General features: G+C 59.3%; 14 protein-coding genes. 10 read left to right on the forward strand and 4 right to left on the reverse strand.

Annotated elements, in window-relative coordinates:
• Positions 1 to 92: 92 nt before the first annotated feature.
• The 3 genes from FMN63_RS06590 (at position 93) to FMN63_RS06600 (ending at position 4080) form a co-directional block, all read left to right on the forward strand.
• Positions 93 to 1196 (forward strand): cis-3-hydroxy-L-proline dehydratase, encoded by a 1104-nt coding sequence (locus FMN63_RS06590; RefSeq protein WP_148583167.1) that lies wholly within the window; start codon positions 93 to 95, stop codon positions 1194 to 1196.
• A 24-nt stretch (positions 1197 to 1220) separates the two neighbouring features.
• Positions 1221 to 2246 carry a trans-3-hydroxy-L-proline dehydratase gene (locus FMN63_RS06595; RefSeq protein ID WP_148583168.1) on the forward strand — a complete coding sequence of 342 codons (1026 nt, stop codon included), beginning with the start codon at positions 1221 to 1223 and terminating at the stop codon, positions 2244 to 2246.
• A 136-nt stretch (positions 2247 to 2382) separates the two neighbouring features.
• Complete coding sequence (locus FMN63_RS06600) at positions 2383 to 4080, forward strand: tetratricopeptide repeat protein (RefSeq protein ID WP_148583169.1); 1698 nt, start codon at positions 2383 to 2385, stop codon at positions 4078 to 4080.
• Between the two features lie 139 nt (positions 4081 to 4219).
• On the opposite strand, the gene FMN63_RS06605 is transcribed toward FMN63_RS06600, so the two are convergent.
• Genes FMN63_RS06605 through FMN63_RS06620 form a run of 4 tightly spaced genes read right to left on the reverse strand, consistent with a single transcriptional unit; the run spans position 4220 to position 9903 of the window.
• A complete protein-coding gene (locus FMN63_RS06605) occupies positions 4220 to 5656 on the reverse strand; it encodes a mannitol dehydrogenase family protein (RefSeq protein ID WP_148583170.1) in 1437 nt (478 codons plus the stop codon).
• Complete coding sequence (locus FMN63_RS06610; RefSeq protein ID WP_148583171.1) at positions 5653 to 8043, reverse strand: glycoside hydrolase family 31 protein; 2391 nt, start codon at positions 8041 to 8043, stop codon at positions 5653 to 5655. The genes FMN63_RS06605 and FMN63_RS06610 overlap by 4 nt, the downstream gene beginning before the upstream one ends.
• An 8-nt stretch (positions 8044 to 8051) precedes the next feature.
• A complete protein-coding gene (locus FMN63_RS06615) occupies positions 8052 to 9353 on the reverse strand; it encodes a TRAP transporter large permease (RefSeq protein ID WP_148583172.1) in 1302 nt (433 codons plus the stop codon).
• A gap of 25 nt (positions 9354 to 9378) precedes the next feature.
• Entirely contained in the window at positions 9379 to 9903 is a 525-nt protein-coding gene (locus tag FMN63_RS06620; RefSeq protein WP_148583173.1) for a TRAP transporter small permease, read from the reverse strand.
• Positions 9904 to 10151: 248 nt separating this feature from the next.
• Here FMN63_RS06620 and FMN63_RS06625 point away from each other — a divergent pair, with 248 nt between their 5' ends.
• The 7 genes from FMN63_RS06625 (at position 10152) to FMN63_RS06655 (ending at position 17342) form a co-directional block, all read left to right on the forward strand.
• A complete protein-coding gene (locus FMN63_RS06625; RefSeq protein WP_148583174.1) occupies positions 10152 to 11132 on the forward strand; it encodes a TRAP transporter substrate-binding protein in 981 nt (326 codons plus the stop codon).
• 40 nt (positions 11133 to 11172) lie between these two features.
• Entirely contained in the window at positions 11173 to 12993 is a 1821-nt protein-coding gene (locus FMN63_RS06630) for a glycoside hydrolase family 2 protein (protein WP_148583175.1), read from the forward strand.
• On the forward strand, positions 12990 to 13730 hold the full coding sequence (locus FMN63_RS06635) for an FCD domain-containing protein (protein ID WP_148583176.1): 741 nt from the start codon (positions 12990 to 12992) through the stop codon (positions 13728 to 13730). Before FMN63_RS06630 ends, FMN63_RS06635 begins: the two co-directional genes overlap by 4 nt.
• A gap of 84 nt (positions 13731 to 13814) precedes the next feature.
• Complete coding sequence (uxuA, locus tag FMN63_RS06640; RefSeq protein WP_148583177.1) at positions 13815 to 14996, forward strand: mannonate dehydratase; 1182 nt, start codon at positions 13815 to 13817, stop codon at positions 14994 to 14996.
• A gap of 130 nt (positions 14997 to 15126) precedes the next feature.
• Positions 15127 to 15525 (forward strand): dihydroneopterin aldolase, encoded by a 399-nt coding sequence (locus FMN63_RS06645; protein ID WP_148583178.1) that lies wholly within the window; start codon positions 15127 to 15129, stop codon positions 15523 to 15525.
• Between the two features lie 101 nt (positions 15526 to 15626).
• Positions 15627 to 16511, forward strand: coding sequence for a dihydropteroate synthase (locus FMN63_RS06650; protein WP_148583179.1), 885 nt, complete (start codon positions 15627 to 15629; stop codon positions 16509 to 16511).
• A 75-nt stretch (positions 16512 to 16586) separates the two neighbouring features.
• Positions 16587 to 17342 carry an SDR family oxidoreductase gene (locus tag FMN63_RS06655; RefSeq protein ID WP_148583180.1) on the forward strand — a complete coding sequence of 252 codons (756 nt, stop codon included), beginning with the start codon at positions 16587 to 16589 and terminating at the stop codon, positions 17340 to 17342.
• Positions 17343 to 17735: the final 393 nt, after the last annotated feature.

Here is a 17735-nt window from a genome sequence, read left to right on the forward strand (position 1 = left end):
TCGCCCTTCCCCGCAGGCTATGTTTGAGAAAACACGAAATTTTGGGCGCTTGATCTAACCGCCGCGTCTGTGCCCTCTAAAGGAGGAACTTCATGAAAATTACGGCCATCAACGTCTTTCAGGTCGATCTTCCGCTGAAAGAAGGGCGCTATAGCTGGTCCAACGGCAATTTCGTGGAGGTGTTCGACAGCACCGTTGTCGAGATCGAAACCGACGAAGGCCTCAAGGGCTACGCGGAGTGCTGCCCGCTCGGCTCGGCCTATCTGCCGAGCTACGCGCTTGGCGTGCGGTCGGGGCTGCAGGAACTGGCGCCCCACCTGATTGGCAAGGACCCGCTCAATATCGGCGAGATAAACCGGGTGATGGATGCTGCCCTGCGCGGTCATCCCTATGCCAAGGCGCCGATCGATATCGCTTGCTGGGACCTGCTCGGCAAGGCGACGGGTCAGCCGCTCTACACTCTGCTTGGCGGCGCGGCGCAGGACGACGTTGTGCTTTACCGGGCGATCAGCCAGGAAGCCCCCGAGATCATGGCGAAGAAGATCGAAGGTTATGCCGCGGAAGGCTACACCAAGTTCCAGCTGAAGGTTGGCGGCGATGCCAATGACGATATCGACCGCATCCACGCCACCCGCGCCGTCTTGAAGAAATCGGATCTCCTGGTGGCCGATGCCAACACCGGCTGGACCCGGCACGAGGCAGCGCGCGTTGTCGGGGCGGTGTCGTCGCTCGATGTCTACATCGAGCAACCTTGCCTCACTTATGAGGAAAGCGTTTCCATCCGCCGACGGACGGCCTTGCCCTTCATTCTGGACGAGGTGATCGACGGGCCCAACACGCTGGTGCGCGGCATTGCAGAAGACGCGATGGACTGCATCAACCTGAAGATCTCCAAGGTCGGTGGTCTCACCAAGGCCAAGCTCATGCGCGATCTCTGCATTGCCCACGGCATTCCGATGACCATCGAGGATACCTGGGGTGGAGACATCGTCACGGCGGCGATTGCCCATCTGGCCCGCTCGACCCCGTCGGAATTCACCTTCTCGGCAACGGACTTCAACAGCTACGGCACCGTCGATATCGCGGAAGGTGCGCCGAAGCGCGTCAACGGCCGCATGACCGCCTCCGACCTGCCGGGTCTCGGCATCGCGCCGATTTTCGATACTCTTGGCGAACCCGTTGCCCGCTATTCCTGAGCCGGCTCAGCCAAAGGCAGACCCATGCGCAGCAGCAAGACCATCCATGTGATTTCCTGCCACGCGGAAGGCGAGGTCGGCGACGTGATCGTCGGTGGTGTCGCGCCACCGCCGGGCGAAACGCTCTGGGAGCAACGCAGCTTCATTGCGAGAGACCAGACCTTGCGCAATTTTGTTCTGAACGAACCGCGCGGCGGCGTCTTCCGCCATGTGAACCTGCTTGTGCCGCCCAGGCATCCGGAGGCGGATGCCGCTTTCATCATCATGGAACCGGAAGATACGCCGCCGATGTCCGGTTCCAACTCCATCTGCGTCTCCACCGTGCTGCTCGACGGCGGCATTGTGCCGATGCGCGAGCCGATCACGGAACTGGTTCTGGAAGCGCCCGGCGGGCTTGTGCGGGTGAGGGCCGAATGCCGGAATGGCAAGGCGGAGCGCATCTTTGTCCAGAATGTCACCAGCTTCGCCGACAAGCTGTCGGTGCCGCTGGAGGTCGAAGGCCTCGGCACGCTGACGGTCGATACGGCCTATGGTGGTGACAGTTTCGTGGTTGTCGATGCGGAGGCGCTTGGGTTCGGGATTGTTGAAGACGAAGCCAAGGACATTGCCCGCCTGGGGGTGCGCATCACCAACGCGGCCAACGAACAGCTCGGCTTTTCCCACCCGGAAAACGCCGACTGGAACCACATCTCCTTCTGTGCCTTTTGCGGCCCTCTGTCCAACACCCCAACCGGCCTCACCGGCCGGTCCGCGGTTGCCATCCAGCCGGGCAAGGTCGACCGCTCGCCCACGGGCACGGCTGTTTCCGCCCGCATGGCGCTGATGGCGGCCAGAGGCCAGATGAAAATCGGCGACACGTTCGAAGCCGTTTCCATCATCGGCTCTACCTTCACTGGCCGGATCGTATCGGAACAGATGGCGGGAGACCGGCCCGGAATTGTTCCGGAAATTTCCGGCCGCGGCTGGATCACCGGCATTCACCAACACATGCTCGACCCAAGCGACCCCTGGCCGGGCGGCTACAAGCTCAGCGACACATGGGGTGCGTGATGGCTGGAGATTGGTGAAGGGTGAGTACCAACATTGATCGGAGAGTTTGCCGAAAATTCAGTTCGGGGAGGGTGGCCTCAAATTGGCTCGATTGAAGCAGTAGCCGTTGGTGTGCCGTCTCCTCCGAGAAAGCAATATGCCACTTGTTAAGATACTATTTTTTGCCATCTCACTCGGTCTGTTTTTCGGACATGCTCAAGCCAAGGACTTTTATCCTCCTTCCGCTCAGGAGGTTGAAGATGCCAGATTTCAATGTGAGGAAGCGCTCTCGAAAGACTGTCTGCACACTTTGGCACTGGGCCAAGCTTATGAGGAAGACCGGCGTACCGGTTCGAGCAACCTGTTCAAGGCGTTCCTTTGGCGAATTTATGCAGACGACGAAATTCGCTCCGCGCAACTCAGGGATATGAGCCCGCCAACGGTGGAAACACTGCTTGATGCCGGACAATGGGCTGAAGCCGAAAAGCTATTTCTTGAATACCATGAGAATACGATCTTTGAGTTCGCCTCGCCGAGGGGAACCTTCATAAAACAAATGCTACTCGCTCAACTTGAGCAGGGAGAAATCGAGCTCGCGTTACAGGCTGCTGGAAGCCTTGGCGATGTTTGGAATGAGCGGCTGGAAGCTCATCTGATCATAGTGAAGCACCTGCTTGATCACGGCAATCATGAGCAGGCTCTGAAAATAGCTGACAGCCTTACCAGCGATTATCATAAAGCGGCTGTTCTGAGCGAAATCCTGGTGGGGCTCGTTTTCAGGAAGGAATTTGTTGGGGCGCTCAGGGTGGCGCAGTCGCTGAAAGCTCTGGCACTGGATGATCCCTATTTTTTGCCCCGTGCTGATAAGGCTTATCTCGCTATAGCGCGTGGCCAGCTGGAAGCAGGGGAAGTCACCGCCTCAAAACGAACGATGGGATTGCTTCCCGACCTCAGCGACGCAACAGATACAGAGTTCGAAGTCTTCATAGAGGCCGCAGATTTGCTGCTAAAGCTTGGCAACAGGAAATCTGCTCAGCTTATGGCATTGAGATCTCTTGACGCGGCAAAGCAGACAACAGGGCCTCCCAATGATGACAAAGTTCGGCGTCTGGCCGTTGCAGGGCGCTTTCTCGTTTGGTCTGGCATCGCTGATAAAGGGCGTGGCGCCTTTGGGCAGGCTGAACAACTTCTTTTGGATCAAAGTGCCAAGGGGTTAAAGGCCCGCATGGCATTTCACGTTAACAAGGTTCTGGCCGGATCTCGTGAGGCCACGCAATCCGACCGGGAAGTCATCTACAGGATCCTTCGCACAGAGAAGACATTTGAGCGATCTCTGTTGTCCGAAGTGAAGCCTTTGCTCGATGCTGGATTCGACGAGGAAATGCATCAGGCGATCATTGCGCTCGATGCAAATGAGCGCTGGTACCGTGTTACCGATGATCTGATGTTGCCTCTTATCGAAAAAGACATTGAAGCCGGACAATTCGAACGCGCTGAACAAGTTGCTGAAAGCGCAAATACCTGGGTTGTCAGGGCAAGAGGTGTCTTTGCCGTTGCAGGCAAAACGTCGACTTCAGAAGCGCGCAGGTTGCTAAATGAGCTGCATGAATGGGCTTTAGGCCATCGCACGATCAGGGATTTCGAATGGACACAAAGCCGAACTGGCTACGATGTTTTTCGCTTGTGCGGCATAGGTGCAAAACAGGTTCAGCTGGGCTTAGTCGACGATGCGCATGCCACGTTGAAACAGGCTTACAGTCTGACGAACAAGATGAGGTATAAAGCCAAGGCCGCGTCCTTTCTGTCCATCGCCGAGGCACTGGATGGCACTTTGCCAAATGCGTATATCCGATAGGTCGCCCGCAATCACGGTTGGCCCCCCAACACTGCAGGGAGCTTTCGGGCCTGAAACCCTCCAAACCACACAAACCTTAAACTTGTCAAAGACAGGCGGCCCGGTTTTCGAACCGTCTGCCTGAGTTTTCTCCGGGTATCTAGCCTTTCAGAGCCGACGCGACATCGGTCGATTGCAGCCTTTGGTAGGCGGACTTGAGTGCGCTGGTAAACGGCTCTGACTGCGGCAGGTCATCGCCGAAAATTTCCGAAAGCGACAGCATCTTGTCGACGTATTCGAGGCCGTTAGCTTCCTGGGCGATGGCTTCGATCCTGCCGGACATGGGGTCGTTCAGCGGCAGTGCAGAGCCAGTTTTCGAAACACCGCGGCAATAGAGCATCCACCCGGCAACCGCGAGTGCGGAAAGTGTCCAGGGACTGCCGTCCTTCAGATGTTGCCGGATCGGCGCCAGCAGTCTTTGCGGCAGTTTCTGGCTTCCGTCGGAGGCGATCTGGGTGGTCTTGTGGTGAAGGGCGCTGTTCTCGAACCGCGCGATCAGGGCATCGGCATAAGCCTTGATGTCGACACCGTCCGGGACAGTCAGCGTCGGGGCCTGTTCGCTCAGCATGAGATCCAGGGCAGCTTGCCGGAAAACGGGATCGGCCATGCAGTCGGCAATTGTTTCCTTGCCCGCCAGCGCGCCAAGGTAGGCGAGAAACGAGTGGCTGCCGTTCAGCATCCGGAGTTTCATCTCTTCGAACGGGGCGACATCGTCAACGAATTCGGCGCCGGCCAGATGCCAGTCCGGTCGCGGGCCCGCAAACCGGTCCTCGATCACCCATTGGCGGAACGTCTCGCACAGGATGCCGTTCCGGTCCTTGTGGCCAAGGGCGTCCTCCAGGGTCTCGGAGGAATTGTCCGTCATTGCCGGGGTGATGCGATCCACCATGGAACAGGGAAAGGTGCAATTGTCCTTGATCCAGGCCGCCAGGGCAGGGCTCAGCCGCACCGCGAAATCCAGAACCGCACGGCGGCACAGCTCGCCGTTGGCGGGAAGGTTGTCGCACGACAGGATCGTCAAGCCGGCGAGACCGGCTGCCTGCCGCCGCCTGAGTCCTTCCACCAGCACGCCGATGGCGGTGGAAGGGGTTTCTGGCGTTGCAAGATCCTGCCGGATGTCGGCGTTGTCTTCGTCCAGCTTGCCGTCCTTCAGGCAATAGCCCTTCTCGGTGATCGTCAGCGTGATCACGGCAAGGTCCGGATCGGCGATCCGGTCCGGCAGGGCCTCGATACCGTCGCGCTTTGGGTGGACCGTCGCGCAGATGGCACCGACCTGGCGCAGGGAGAGATCATTGCCGGACATTTCGCCAACGGTGAAGACCCAGTCGGCTTCGTCGAGGCGCGTCAGGTCAACCACGCCGGAATTGAGCCGGCTAACCGCAACGCCCCAGTCGCTTTTGGTCCGGCGCAGCATCTCATCGTGAAACACCAGAACATGCGCCTTGGCAAAGGCGCCGAAGCCGATGTGCAGCAGGCGAACGCGCAGTTTTGTCCGATCGTAGTCGACTGTTTCAATCGAGTGCTTGGTGCTGGTCATGATGGGTTCACTTTGAAGTCGATATTGTCACCGGCTTTGCGTTCGGTTCCGTTGACGGTCAACGCGCCAGTGCCGGCCAGCCAAAGAGTGACCGTGTCGAAGGCAGGTTGCCAGTTGCCGGAGGTTTGCCAATCCAGCCGCACCGCATCTGCCGTCCGGGAGAGGCAAAGCCGGGTCAGACAGCTTTTCCCGTCCAGCCCCTCCACCGTGTCGCCGTCATCGTCGTAAAACTGCGCGTTCCGGCCCGGTGCCCCTTTGGGCTGCGGATAGATGCACCAGACCCGCGATGTGTCGGAAGACGGTGTCGTCCTGAGGTTTGCGGCGGCCATTGGCAGAACCGTGCCGCCCCGGACGAACAGCGGAATGGTGTCGAGAGCAACGGGCACCTCAATGACCTGACCACCTTCGTACCAGGTGCTGCCGTCAAAGGCCCACCAGCCTTCTTTGTTGGCGGGCAGTGTGACCCGCCGGGAGGTAGCGCCTTCCTCGACCACCGTTGCCACCAGAAGGTCCCGGCCCAACAGGAAGTCGAATTCGGCTTCCCGGCAGGCGGGATCGTTCGGATGATCCAGAAACAGAGGCCGCAGCATCGGCTCGCCCTCGGTCACGGCACGGTGCAGGAGGCTGTAAAGATAAGGGATGAGCTGCGCCCGGACTTTCAGCGCGTCGCGCACGAGCGGCGTGATCTCCGGATACATCCACGCTTCGTTGGCCGTGCCGTCGTCGTTCCAGGAATGGATGGTGAAGCGTGGATGGAAGATGCCGTTCTGCACCCAGCGCAGGAACAGTTCCGGTTCCGGACGCGGGCCTGCAAAGCCGCCGACATCGTGGCCGATGTTGTAGAAGCCGGAGAGGCTGAGGCCGAGGCCCATGGGAATGTTCCAGCGCAGCGTCTTCCAGCTTGTGTAATTGTCGCCTGTCCAGGTTTGGGCATAGCGCTGGGTGCCGGGGCAGGCGCAGCGGGAAATCAGATAGGGCCGTTTTTTGGGCTGATCGGCGACCTGGGCTTCATAGGACGCGCGCGTCATCAACTGGCTGTGCAGAGGCCGGATCAGGTTGACCGGGATCGGCTTGCCGAAACCGGCGCAGACGGCCTCGTCGTCCCACACTTCATATTCGTTGTTGTCGTTCCACGTGCAGGCAATGCCTTTGGAAAAGAGCTTGTCCTTCAGGTTTTGCTGCCACCAGGCGACAGTGTCCGCGTTGGTGAAATCGAGGTGGGAGCCGTAACCGTCCCAGAATGGCGATTGCTCGGGCGCCCCGGTTTCGCTGTCGCGAATGAACAGACCTGCTTCCTCGACTTCCCCGAACAGCGGGTGGTCGTCCAGAAGCACGGGCTTGATGTTGGCGATGAGGTTGATACCGGCCTCGGCATAGGCCCGGGTCATGGTCTCGACATCGGGAAAGCGGTCGGTGTTCCAATGGAAAACGTAGCGCTTGCCCTTGATGGCGGTATAGCCGGAAGACATCTGGAAACTGTCGCAGGGCATGTCTTCTTCCGACAGCTTGCCGAGGAACTCCATCAGCCGTTCCTGTGCGTTTTCGGAATCCGTATAGGCCATGGTCGAGCCGGAGTAGCCGAGCCCCCAGCGCGGCATGAAGGCGGTGCCGCCAGTCAGCCGGTGGTGCTGCTTGACGACGTCCAGAATGCTTGGGCCCCAGCTGAAATAATAGTCGAGGTCGCCATCGGCCGCGCGGAAGGCGCGGAAGGGCAGGTGGTAGTTGTCCTTCTCGTTGCCGAGATCGAACCAGCAGGGGGCCAGCGTGTCGTAGTAAAGACCGACCGCACCGAGCGGCCCCTTGTCGGTGATGGTAAAGGGGATGTGCTTGTAAAGCGGGTCGGTCGAGCGTGCGTCGTAGCCCATGGCATCGAGATTGCGCATCTCGAACCGTCTGCCGTTGCGTTCTAGACTGCCGGATTTTTCGCCAAGGCCGTAGTAACGCTCGTCCGGGGTCCGCCGCATGAAATGGTGGTTGCGCTGGTCACGCCGCCCGATCATGTAGGCGTCCTGCGGCCGGTCCCGGGCGATCTCCTGCCAGGGGGCTCCGGCAGCGGGTCGGCTCTCCCAGGTGAAGGCCAGCGGCGTGTCGATTGTCAGACGCAGGGTGTCCGTTTCCAGTACCAGCCTGCCGTCCTGTTCCTCCAGATGGAAGTCCGGGCAGGAAAAGCCGGTCAGGTCGTCGCGTGAGCGGCCCTCGAACGGAACGTCGCCTTGCGGTGCGATGGCCCATGTCCGGTCGAGCCGGTAGGCGCCGTCCTTCAACAGGGTGACGCGAATGAGGGTCTGCTCGAGAACCGTCACCGTCAGGCGGTGCCGGTTCTCGACGTCGAGTGCGATCCCGGCGCTGGAGCGCTCCAGGTATCGCCAGTTCTTGAGGGCTTTCATGACAGATCCTAGTAGCCGAGGAGAAGGCGTGGCAGGAACAGGCTGAGGGCAGGCACGTAAGTGACCAGAAGCAGAAGCGCGACCAGCACCACGTAGAAGCCCAGCATGGGTTTGAGCACCTGGCCGATCTTCACACCCCCCACCGAGCAGCCGACAAACAGGGCCGACCCGACCGGCGGTGTGCAGATGCCGATGCACAGGTTGAAGGTCATGACGACGCCGAAATGCACCGGGTCCATGCCGAGATCCGTTACAACGGGCAGGAAGATCGGTGTGAAGATCAGCAGCGCCGGGGTCATGTCCATGAAGGTGCCGACCACAAGCAGTGCCAGATTGATGATCAGCAGCAGCACCAGCGGATTATCGGACAGGCTCAACAGCGTGTCGGAGATCGAATAGGGAATATCCGCAAAGGCCATTGCCTTGGACATGGCGATGGAACAGCCGATCATCAGCAGCACGATTGATGTCGTGATCGCGCTTTCCAGGATGATGCGCGGCAGTTCCCGCAGTGAAATTTCCCGGTACCAGATCACACCCAGGAAGAGCGTATAGACCACGGCAACGGCGGAGGCTTCGGTTGCGGTGAAGATGCCGCCGATGATCCCGCCCATGACGATCACGATCAGGCCGAGTGGCAGCATGGCATCCAGCGTCTTGGCGATCACCTCCTTGCCGCTTGGCCGTTCGGCGACCGGATAGCCCCGACGCTTGGCGATGATGCCGGCCACGACCATCAGGCTGAGCCCCATCAGGATGCCGGGAATGTACCCGGCAACGAAGAGCGCGGCGATGGATGTGCCGTTGGTGATCAGCGAATAGACGATGAAGGTGGCGCTTGGCGGGATCAGCAGACCTGTGGGGCAGGATGCAATGTTGACCGCGGCGCTGAAGGCAGGGTCGTAGCCTTCCTTTTTCTGCAGCGGAGACATGACGCCGCCGACGGCGGCGGCGGAGGCAACGGCAGAGCCCGAGATGGAGCCGAACATCATGTTGGCGATGACATTGCAATGCGCCAGCGAGCCGGGCAGGCGGCCGGCCAGCACCTTGGCGAATTCGATCAGCCGCAGGGCAATGCCGCCCCGGTTCATGATGTTACCTGCCAGGATGAAGAACGGGATCGCCAGCAGGGTGAAGCTGTCGAGGCCCGAGGCAACCTGCTGCGCGACGATATAGACCGACTGGTCGAACGACATGAACAGAAGGAAGGTGGCAAAGGCGGCAAGACCGATGGCGAAGGCAATCGGCACGCCAAGGATCATCAGAAAGGCGAACGTCCCGAACAGGACGAGGACAGATTGGATATCCATGAGATTTCTCGTTCCCGGTCAGGTGTCAGTCCAAAGGGCCGCCGATGCTGGCGGCGTCGCCTTGATCGTTCGGGCCGCGGCCGGTGCGAAACAGGTCGCCCAGAAAGGTCAGGCAGTAGTAGAGAATGCAGCCACCCGAGAAGGGGATCGCGACATAGACAAGGCCCATGGGCAGGCGCAGTGCCGGTGAAACCTGCTGGGTTTCCAGCGTGCGGCTGACCAGATCGAGACCGCCGTACACCATGACCACCCCGGCAAAGACCGCGATGGCGGCAATGATGCCGCAATTGACCAGAAGGCGCAGAACACCGGTGGTGATGACGGGTAAGAGGTCGATGGCAAGGTGACGGCGCTGGCCGAAGGTGTAGGCCCCGCCCAGCAGGGCAACCCAGATGAACAGGAAGCGGGCCATTTCGTCGGTCACCGTGCTTGGGCTTTGCAGCACGTAGCGTGAGAAGACCTGCCAGACGACGCAGGCGACCAAAACGGCGAAGGCGATGGTAATGACAAGGCGCAGGAGCATGTCCACGCCTTTGGTAATGACTGTCACGATATTCCTCCCGCGCAGGGCCCGTTTCTACCGCGGCAACAGGCGCGGCGTGGGCTCCGACATCTTAAGACATGCGTCAGGAAATTAAATTGGTCAACCAATTTCTCGAAAAAGGTTGACTGATTTTGAAAATTGGACGAACAATTCAGCGTCCGCGGCGGTCTGGCCCTGCAAGTCCCGCGGCCAACCGATCCGTTCCACTCAGGAACGCATATTCTGCGGCCTAAAGCTGCAATTGGGAGGAAACCATGTCGAAATTCGTCAAGCTGGCGGCCGTATTGGCCGCGGGCGTCGTCGCTCTGAGCTCTGCCGCCAGTGCCAAGACGCTTCGCCTCAACCACAACAACCCGGAAGACCACCCGCTGCACAAATCGATGCAGTTCATGGCTGACCGTGTTGAAGAGCTGACAAACGGCGATCTGAAAATCCGCATCTACGCCAATGCCCAGCTCGGCACGCAGCGCGAATCCATGGAACTGATGCAAAACGGTTCTCTTGATATGGCGCGCTCCAACGCTTCCGAGCTGGAAGCCTTCGACGAAGCCTACGGCGCGTTGAACCTGCCTTATATCTTCGTTAGCGCGGATCACTACTACGACGTCCTGACAAGCGACATCGGCGCGGACATTCTGGCTTCCTCCGAAGACAAGGGCTTCATCGGTCTTGCCTATTACATCGAAGGCGCACGCTCCTTCTATGCCAACAAGCCGATCCATTCCCCGGCCGACCTGAAGGGCATGAAGATCCGCGTTCAGCCGAGCCCGTCCGCCATTCGCATGGTCGAGCTGCTCGGTGCCAACCCGACCCCGATTGCCTGGGGCGAGCTTTACAGTGCCTTGCAGCAGGGTGTGGTCGATGGCGCGGAAAACAACCCGATCGCCCTGACCTCCGCCCGTCATGGTGAAGTGTCCAAGTTCTATTCCGACGACGGTCACACGATGATCCCGTCCGTCGTGATGATCTCCACCAACTCCTGGAACGATCTGACCGAGGACCAGAAGGAAGCGATGCGCACGGCTGCACGCGAGTCCATGGATTTCCATCGCGACCAGTGGGACACCATGAGCGCGGAAGCCGTCGAGACGGCCAAGAATGAGCTCGGCGTGGAGTTCATCGAAGTGGAAAAAGGCCCGTTCATCGAAGCCGTTCTGCCGATGCATGAAGAAGCGGCGGCCAAGTCTCCGGTCGTTGCCGACTTGATCAAGCGCATCAAGGCAGCAGCGAAGTAACACCCGTCAACACCCGAAAGTCCCTCCGGAGACCTGACTGATGCTCGAACGTTCCCATCTCGCCGACAACGCCTTGCAGGCGCTGCATGACGAAGACTACGACGTGCCCTTCAACACGCAGTCTTTGAATCATGACGGCTTGATCTTCATGGGCGGGCGGGCATCGGAAAGCCTGAATGGCGAGTGGACTTTCTGCGTTGATCTTCTCGACACCGGCCTTCGGCAGAAATGGTTCGCCATGCTGCCGGAGGCCCCTGCGGATCGCACGGAGCCCTGGGACTATGACCCCTACATGGGGGAAACGGTGCCTGTGCCTTCCAACTGGGCGATGGTGAAGGAGAAATGGTATTTCTTCGAAGGCAGTGCCTGGTACACGCGGCCGCTCGACATTGAGACCGTCGATACGTCCAAGCGACAGTTTCTCCGGTTTGGTGCAGCAAGCTATGACTGCAAGATCTTCCTGAACGGCGAATTCCTGGGCAACCACTACGGTGCGTCGACGCCCTTTTGTGTCGAGTTGACGGACAAGCTGAAGACCGGCCGCAACTGGATCATGGCTTGTGTCAACAACACCCGGACACGCGACCGCGTGCCGATGCGCAATACCGACTGGTTCAATTATGGCGGGCTCTACCGGGAGGTTTCCTTTTTTGAAACGCCCAGGACCCTGATTAAGGATTTCTTTGTCTATCTGGTGCCGGATGGCACTTACTCTACGCTGAGGGTCGAAGTGACAGTGGATGGCCCGCAGGCGGAGGTCGGCACCCTGACCATCCCCGGTCTCGGCGTCGAACAGGTGATTGCGCTGGATGCCGAGGGCAAGGGCGCGATTGACATCGCCGCCCGGCCGCAGCTCTGGAGCCCGGAAACACCTGTCCTCTATGATGTCAGTCTCACTTGCGGTGAAGACCGGGTGAGCGACCGGATCGGCTTTCGCCAGATCGAACGCAAGGGCACGGATATTCTTTTGAACGGGGCGCCCTTGTTCCTGCGCGGGATTTCCGTGCATGAGGATGATGCAACCCTTGGCAAGGTGACCAGTGAAGAAGATCTGCGCCGCCGTTTTGAGCATGCGCGCGAGCTCGGCTGCAATTATCTGCGACTGGCGCATTATCCCCATCATGAGCGGGCCGCACAGATTGCGGACGAACTCGGCTTCTTGCTCTGGGAAGAAATTCCGGTCTACTGGGCCATCGATTTCGCCAATCCGGCGACCTACCGGGATGCTGAAAACCAGTTGTCGGAGCTGATCAAGCGCGACCGCAACCGGGCAAGCGTCATCATCTGGTCTGTCGGGAACGAAAACCCGGACACCGATGACCGTCTCACCTTCATGAAAGGCCTGGCGGAAACCTGCAATCGGCTGGACCCGACGCGGCTGACGTCTGCCGCCTGTCTGGTGAACCATGCCCGCAACCGGATCGAGGACAGGCTGGCCGCGCATATCGATATCATCGGCCTTAACGAGTATTACGGCTGGTACGAAGAGAATTTCGACGATCTTGCGGCAATCGGAGAGAACTCCGACCCGGATCGCCCGGTCGTGATCTCGGAGACCGGCGCCGATGGGGTTATCGGCGAAAAGGGCCCCAGGACAGGCCTCTTCAGCGAAGACTATATGGCCGAAGTCTACAGAAAGCAGATCGCTACGCTGCGTGAACTTGATTATATCAAAGGCATGTCGCCGTGGATCCTGTATGACTTTCGTGTCGAGCGGCGCCAGAACATTTTCCAGAACGGCTATAATCACAAAGGGCTGATTGCTGCCGACAAGAAAACCAAGAAAAAAGCATTCCATATCCTGGCCGACTATTATCGCGAGATTGCAACGGCCGGGGAGGGTGCAAGGAAGGCCTCATGACCAGCGATGTTGCAAAACGCCGGTACCAGGAAATCGCCGAACTTCTCGCAAGGCGTATCGAGGAGGAGGGCTACAGGCCCGGCGACAAGTTTCCGACCGAGCGGCAGATTTCCGTGGAACTCGGCATCAGCCGGTCCCTGGTGCGGGAAGCTTTTATCGTTCTGGAAATCGAAGGCTATCTGGATGTGCGCAAGGGCTCCGGCAGTTATGTGGCGGCCGGTGAAAAGATTTCGCTTTATGTTCCCAAGGCCGACTACGGACCCTTTGAATTGCTGCAGGCCCGCCAGCTTCTGGAAAGCAGCATCGCGGGCTTTGCCGCCACCGCGATTACCAAGAGCGACATCATTCAATTGCGCGAGACGCTCGACCTGGAGCGAAGGGCAATCGAGAACGGCGAAGAAGATTATACCGCTGACAGGCAGTTTCACCGGCAGATCGCCGAGGCTACCCAGAACAGCGTTCTGGTCGACCACGTCGAAGATCTTTGGAACAAGCGTGAAAACAGCTCCATGTGGGCGCGGCTGCACGACCGCATTTTCGATCTCAGCTATCGGTCAAAATGGCTGGACGATCATGCGGAAATTCTGGAAGCGCTGCGGCATCGCAATTCGGACAAGGCCCGCCAGGCCATGTGGCAGCATCTGGAAAACGTGCGCCTGACCCTGCTGGAACTTTCCGATGTCGGCGACCCGGATTTCGATGGTTACCTTTACACACCGGCCCGGGCCGCGCCCTGAGGGCCGCCTTCTCACCAGTGCCGGGCCAACACCTTTTCCCAACGCAAGACGCTTCAGCGACAACAACAAGAAAGACTTTAGGCGATGATTGAAAGCTGGCGCTGGTTCGGTCCGCAGGACCCTATCTCCTTGAGGGATATCCGCCAGACAGGCGCACGCGGCATCGTCACCGCCCTGCATGACATGCCGAACGGATCTCTCTGGCCGGAAGAGGCAATCGCTTCCCGCCGCGACATGATCGAGGCTGCCGGTCTGGAATGGACCGTGACCGAGAGCATCCCGGTGCATGAAGATATCAAGACCGGGGCGCCCGGTTGGGAACAAAAGGCGTCAAACTGGGCGGAAACGGTCCGGGCGCTGGCGCGCCAGGGTATCAAGACGATCTGCTACAACTTCATGCCCGTTCTGGACTGGACCCGGACGGATCTTGATTACGAACTTGACGACGGGGCGACCGCTCTGCGGTTCGAATTTGCGGCCTATGCGGCCTTCGACCTGTTCATCCTGCAGCGCGAGGGCGCTGAGGCCGACTATAACGCGGCAGACCTTGCCCTTGCTGAAGAACGGTTCGCGCAAATGTCCGGCGAGGAACGGGGCAGGTTGACCGCAAATATCATTGCGGGGCTGCCCGGTTCGGAAGAAAGCTACACGCTCGACACGTTTCGCGAGCGCCTGGCTTGTTATCGCGGTATCGGCCGGGAAGAGCTTTTCCGGAACCTTCAGACCTTTCTTGAAATCGTCGTGCCCGCCGCCGAGGAAGAAGGCGCCGTGCTGGCGATCCATCCAGACGATCCACCCCGTTCGCTCTTCGGCCTGCCGCGGATTGTTGGCTCACTTGAAGATCTGCAACGCATCGCGAGCATGAGCCCGTCGATTGCAAACGGCTTTACCGTCTGCTCCGGTTCGCTCGGTGTCAGTGCCAGTAATGATATTCCCGAAATCGTAACAACGTTGGGCGAACGGATCCACTTTGCCCATCTTCGAGCAACGAAGCGGGAGCAGGATCCGCGCAGCTTTCACGAGGACGCGCATCTTGAGGGTGATCTCGACATGGTTGCGATCATTCGTGCCTTGCGCCGCGTGGAACACCAGACGGGCCGGGCCATTCCGATGCGGCCCGACCATGGACACCGCATTTTGAACGACCTCAATGGCGTGTCGACACCTGGATATCCGGCAATCGGACGGCTGCGTGGATTGGCGGAGCTGCGCGGAGTGATACGCGCCGTGGATGTTCTGGACACCTTCGGCACAGCGGTGGAATAGGTTTTTCGGGCAAGGCGAAGCGCTTGACCGGACGCAGTATCCGGTTACATCCCTGTGCTGGGGTCACGCCCCGACACAGTTCACGGCAGAGGCGATGGAGCCGGTGATGCCTGCAAGCCCGGAGACCTGAATGGAAATGAATGGCGATACCCTTGCCGAGGACGGACGCGATGTCATCCTCATCGAAGGACTGAAAGTCGCGGCGCAGATCGGTATCCTGGACAGCGAGAAAAACCGGACGCAAACCGTCTGCTTCGATATCGAAATGCAGACAGTGGCAGGCTACCGCAGGATCGTGCGCGAAACAGGTGCCTTCGTCTCCTATGCCGACGCGGTTGAATTCATCCAGCAGAAAGCATCCTCAGGCGGCCATATCGATCTTGTCGAGGACTGGGCCGAAGCCGTTGCGGAGTTTGTTCTGACGAATGAACTGGTCGAAGACGTCAGTGTGAAGGTCACCAAGCCGGACATCTTCGAAGAAGCGGCCGGCGTTGGCATTCGCATTCAGCGCCGCCGGCCGTCCCGATAACCTTGTCCTGCTGCCGCTTTTTCCTATCTGCCCAGAAACCTGCCTGATCCTGTCTGGCATTTTGCCGGGCAAGAGGTTCGACACCGGGAGCCCTGCCTTACATGATTTCCGCCGACCGCCTGCTGCCGCTGTGGCTCAAATATCGAGACGCCCTTGAAGCGCCGATCAAAACCTTTGAATTCGAAAAATTCGGCCGCAGGTTCGAAGATCGCACCTATCAGATGGGCGTTTTGAACCTGTCGGCGGACAGCACCTATCGTGAAACGGTCTGTCATACCTTCGAGGCGGCGCTTTATCGCGGCCGGCGCATGACGCTGGAGGGGGCGGCGATGGTCGATATCGGCGCTGAATCGACCGGCGAGACAGCGGACATCGTTGCGGCCGAACGGCAGATCGACCGCATGCGCCCTGTTGTAAAGGCGCTTGCCGAAGAAGGCATACTCGTCTCCGTCGAAACCTACCATCCGGAAGTGGGCGTCGCCCTGCTGGAAGCCGGTGCAGGTGTGGTCAATCTGACGGGACGCGTCGACGACCCGGCCTTTTACGAGGCGATTGCCAAACATCAGGCGGGTATCGTGCTGTGTTACACGCCGGGCAAGAATGCCCGTTCAGAGGATTACCTGCCTCCGGCCGAAGATATCTTCGACCACCAGCTCACGTTTTTCCGTGAACGGATCCGCCTGGCGACGGAAGCCGGGATCGAGCGGCTGTGGGTCGATCCCGGTTTCGGCTTCGCGCTGCATCTGCCGGACGGGCCGGACCGGATCCGGTATCAGACCGACAGCATTCTTCAGTCTTTTCGCTTGCGCGAGCTCGGCTGGCCGGTGACGGTGCAGTTGACAGGCGCCGTCTATCTGTTCCGCGATGAGGTGCGGGTGGCGCAGACCAGTGCGGCCACTCTTGCGGTCATGTCGAGGGCTAACCTGGTGCGCAGCCATGAAGTGCCGCGCGTGCAGCCGGTCCTGAACCTGCAAGACTTCGCCTGAAGACCTGACCCGCCTTTTCAGCCAGACTTGCACAAGGGCGGATAGAGACAACTCGAGCCATCTGGAGGAATGCAAATGGCAAACGACAGGATCGCCCTGGTCACAGGCGCCGGAAAGCGATTGGGCAAGGCAATTGCCAGAGGTCTTGCGGACCAGGGTTATGCCATGGGCCTCCATTACAACTCCTCCGCTGAAGGCGCGCAGGATCTTCACGACGAGATTGTCGCGGAAGGTGGCAAGGCCGTGCTGTTGCAGAAAGACCTGAGCCGGCCGGAAACAGCGGGCGAACTGATCGGCGAGGCCGCCGCAGCGCTGGGAGGACCGGTTAGTGTGCTGGTCAATTCCGCATCGGCTTTCAACACCGATAACTTGTCAGACCTGACGATCGACACATGGCAGTTCCTAATGAACGTCAATGCGGCAGCGCCAGTGTTCCTGATGCAGGCTTTTGCCAATCAGGACCCGCTTCCGGAGGGTGGGGCGATCGTGAACATGCTTGATACTCAGATGCTGTCGGCGTCGCCGGAACGGTTCAGCTATTTTTGTGGCAAGTACGCGCTCGATGGCGCGACCCGGTTGGCAGCATTCGATCTGGGGCCAAAAGGAATCCGGGTGAATGCGATTGCGCCTGGCCTGATCCTACCGAGTGACCAGACCCAGGAAAACTTTGACTCCCGACAGAATTTGACGCCGCTGGGGGCGGGGCTTGGCCCGGACGATGTGGTCGACGCGGTGATCTATCTGGCAGGGGCGAAACAGGTGACCGGACATACGCTGGTGGTGGACGCCGGACAGCGGCTGATGGGTTTCGGAAATTCCCCAATCGGGTGAAGTTGAGCAATTCCGGGGCTTTTTATGGTTAATATCCACCGGCCGGGCAGGGGGGCGAATTTTCTTTCAAAAAAATTCAAAACGGTTGTTGACGGGTTGGGGTGAGGTGCGTATAACCCGGTTCATCGACGGCGGCAACGTCGCTGGCGACAGGGTTTTGTGACCTTAATTCCAGAAAATTGGTCCAGGTGGCCGAGCTTGATGGTTCGGCGAGTGGGTTGTTTTTGTTGAGTTTTGGTTACGGCTTGAGAGGTTTTAGAGCCTCTGTTCTTTGACAATTTGATTATTGAAGGAAGGGAAGCGTAGGCGGCGTTGGCCTTGCGATCTCAGGCTCTTTCGGGGGTTTGGGGTTTTAAGGAGTTACGCAGGTACGCTGATCTTTCATACAAGGAA

This window comes from Stappia sp. BW2, assembly GCF_008107695.1.
Classification (GTDB): domain Bacteria; phylum Pseudomonadota; class Alphaproteobacteria; order Rhizobiales; family Stappiaceae; genus Roseibium.

Excerpts from the sequence above, each read along its gene's own strand:
- FMN63_RS06595 (WP_148583168.1), top strand. The coding sequence starts at position 1,221 with ATGCGCAGCAGCAAGACCATCCATGTGATTTCCTGCCACGCGGAAGGC.
- FMN63_RS06630 (WP_148583175.1), top strand. The coding sequence starts at position 11,173 with ATGCTCGAACGTTCCCATCTCGCCGACAACGCCTTGCAGGCGCTGCAT.
- FMN63_RS06635 (WP_148583176.1), top strand. The coding sequence starts at position 12,990 with ATGACCAGCGATGTTGCAAAACGCCGGTACCAGGAAATCGCCGAACTT.
- FMN63_RS06655 (WP_148583180.1), top strand. The coding sequence starts at position 16,587 with ATGGCAAACGACAGGATCGCCCTGGTCACAGGCGCCGGAAAGCGATTG.
- FMN63_RS06615 (WP_148583172.1), bottom strand. The coding sequence starts at position 9,353 with ATGGATATCCAATCTGTCCTCGTCCTGTTCGGGACGTTCGCCTTTCTG.
- FMN63_RS06605 (WP_148583170.1), bottom strand. The coding sequence starts at position 5,656 with ATGACCAGCACCAAGCACTCGATTGAAACAGTCGACTACGATCGGACA.
- FMN63_RS06590 (WP_148583167.1), top strand. The coding sequence starts at position 93 with ATGAAAATTACGGCCATCAACGTCTTTCAGGTCGATCTTCCGCTGAAA.
- FMN63_RS06645 (WP_148583178.1), top strand. The coding sequence starts at position 15,127 with ATGGAAATGAATGGCGATACCCTTGCCGAGGACGGACGCGATGTCATC.
- FMN63_RS06600 (WP_148583169.1), top strand. The coding sequence starts at position 2,383 with ATGCCACTTGTTAAGATACTATTTTTTGCCATCTCACTCGGTCTGTTT.
- uxuA (WP_148583177.1), top strand. The coding sequence starts at position 13,815 with ATGATTGAAAGCTGGCGCTGGTTCGGTCCGCAGGACCCTATCTCCTTG.
- FMN63_RS06625 (WP_148583174.1), top strand. The coding sequence starts at position 10,152 with ATGTCGAAATTCGTCAAGCTGGCGGCCGTATTGGCCGCGGGCGTCGTC.
- FMN63_RS06610 (WP_148583171.1), bottom strand. The coding sequence starts at position 8,043 with ATGAAAGCCCTCAAGAACTGGCGATACCTGGAGCGCTCCAGCGCCGGG.
- FMN63_RS06650 (WP_148583179.1), top strand. The coding sequence starts at position 15,627 with ATGATTTCCGCCGACCGCCTGCTGCCGCTGTGGCTCAAATATCGAGAC.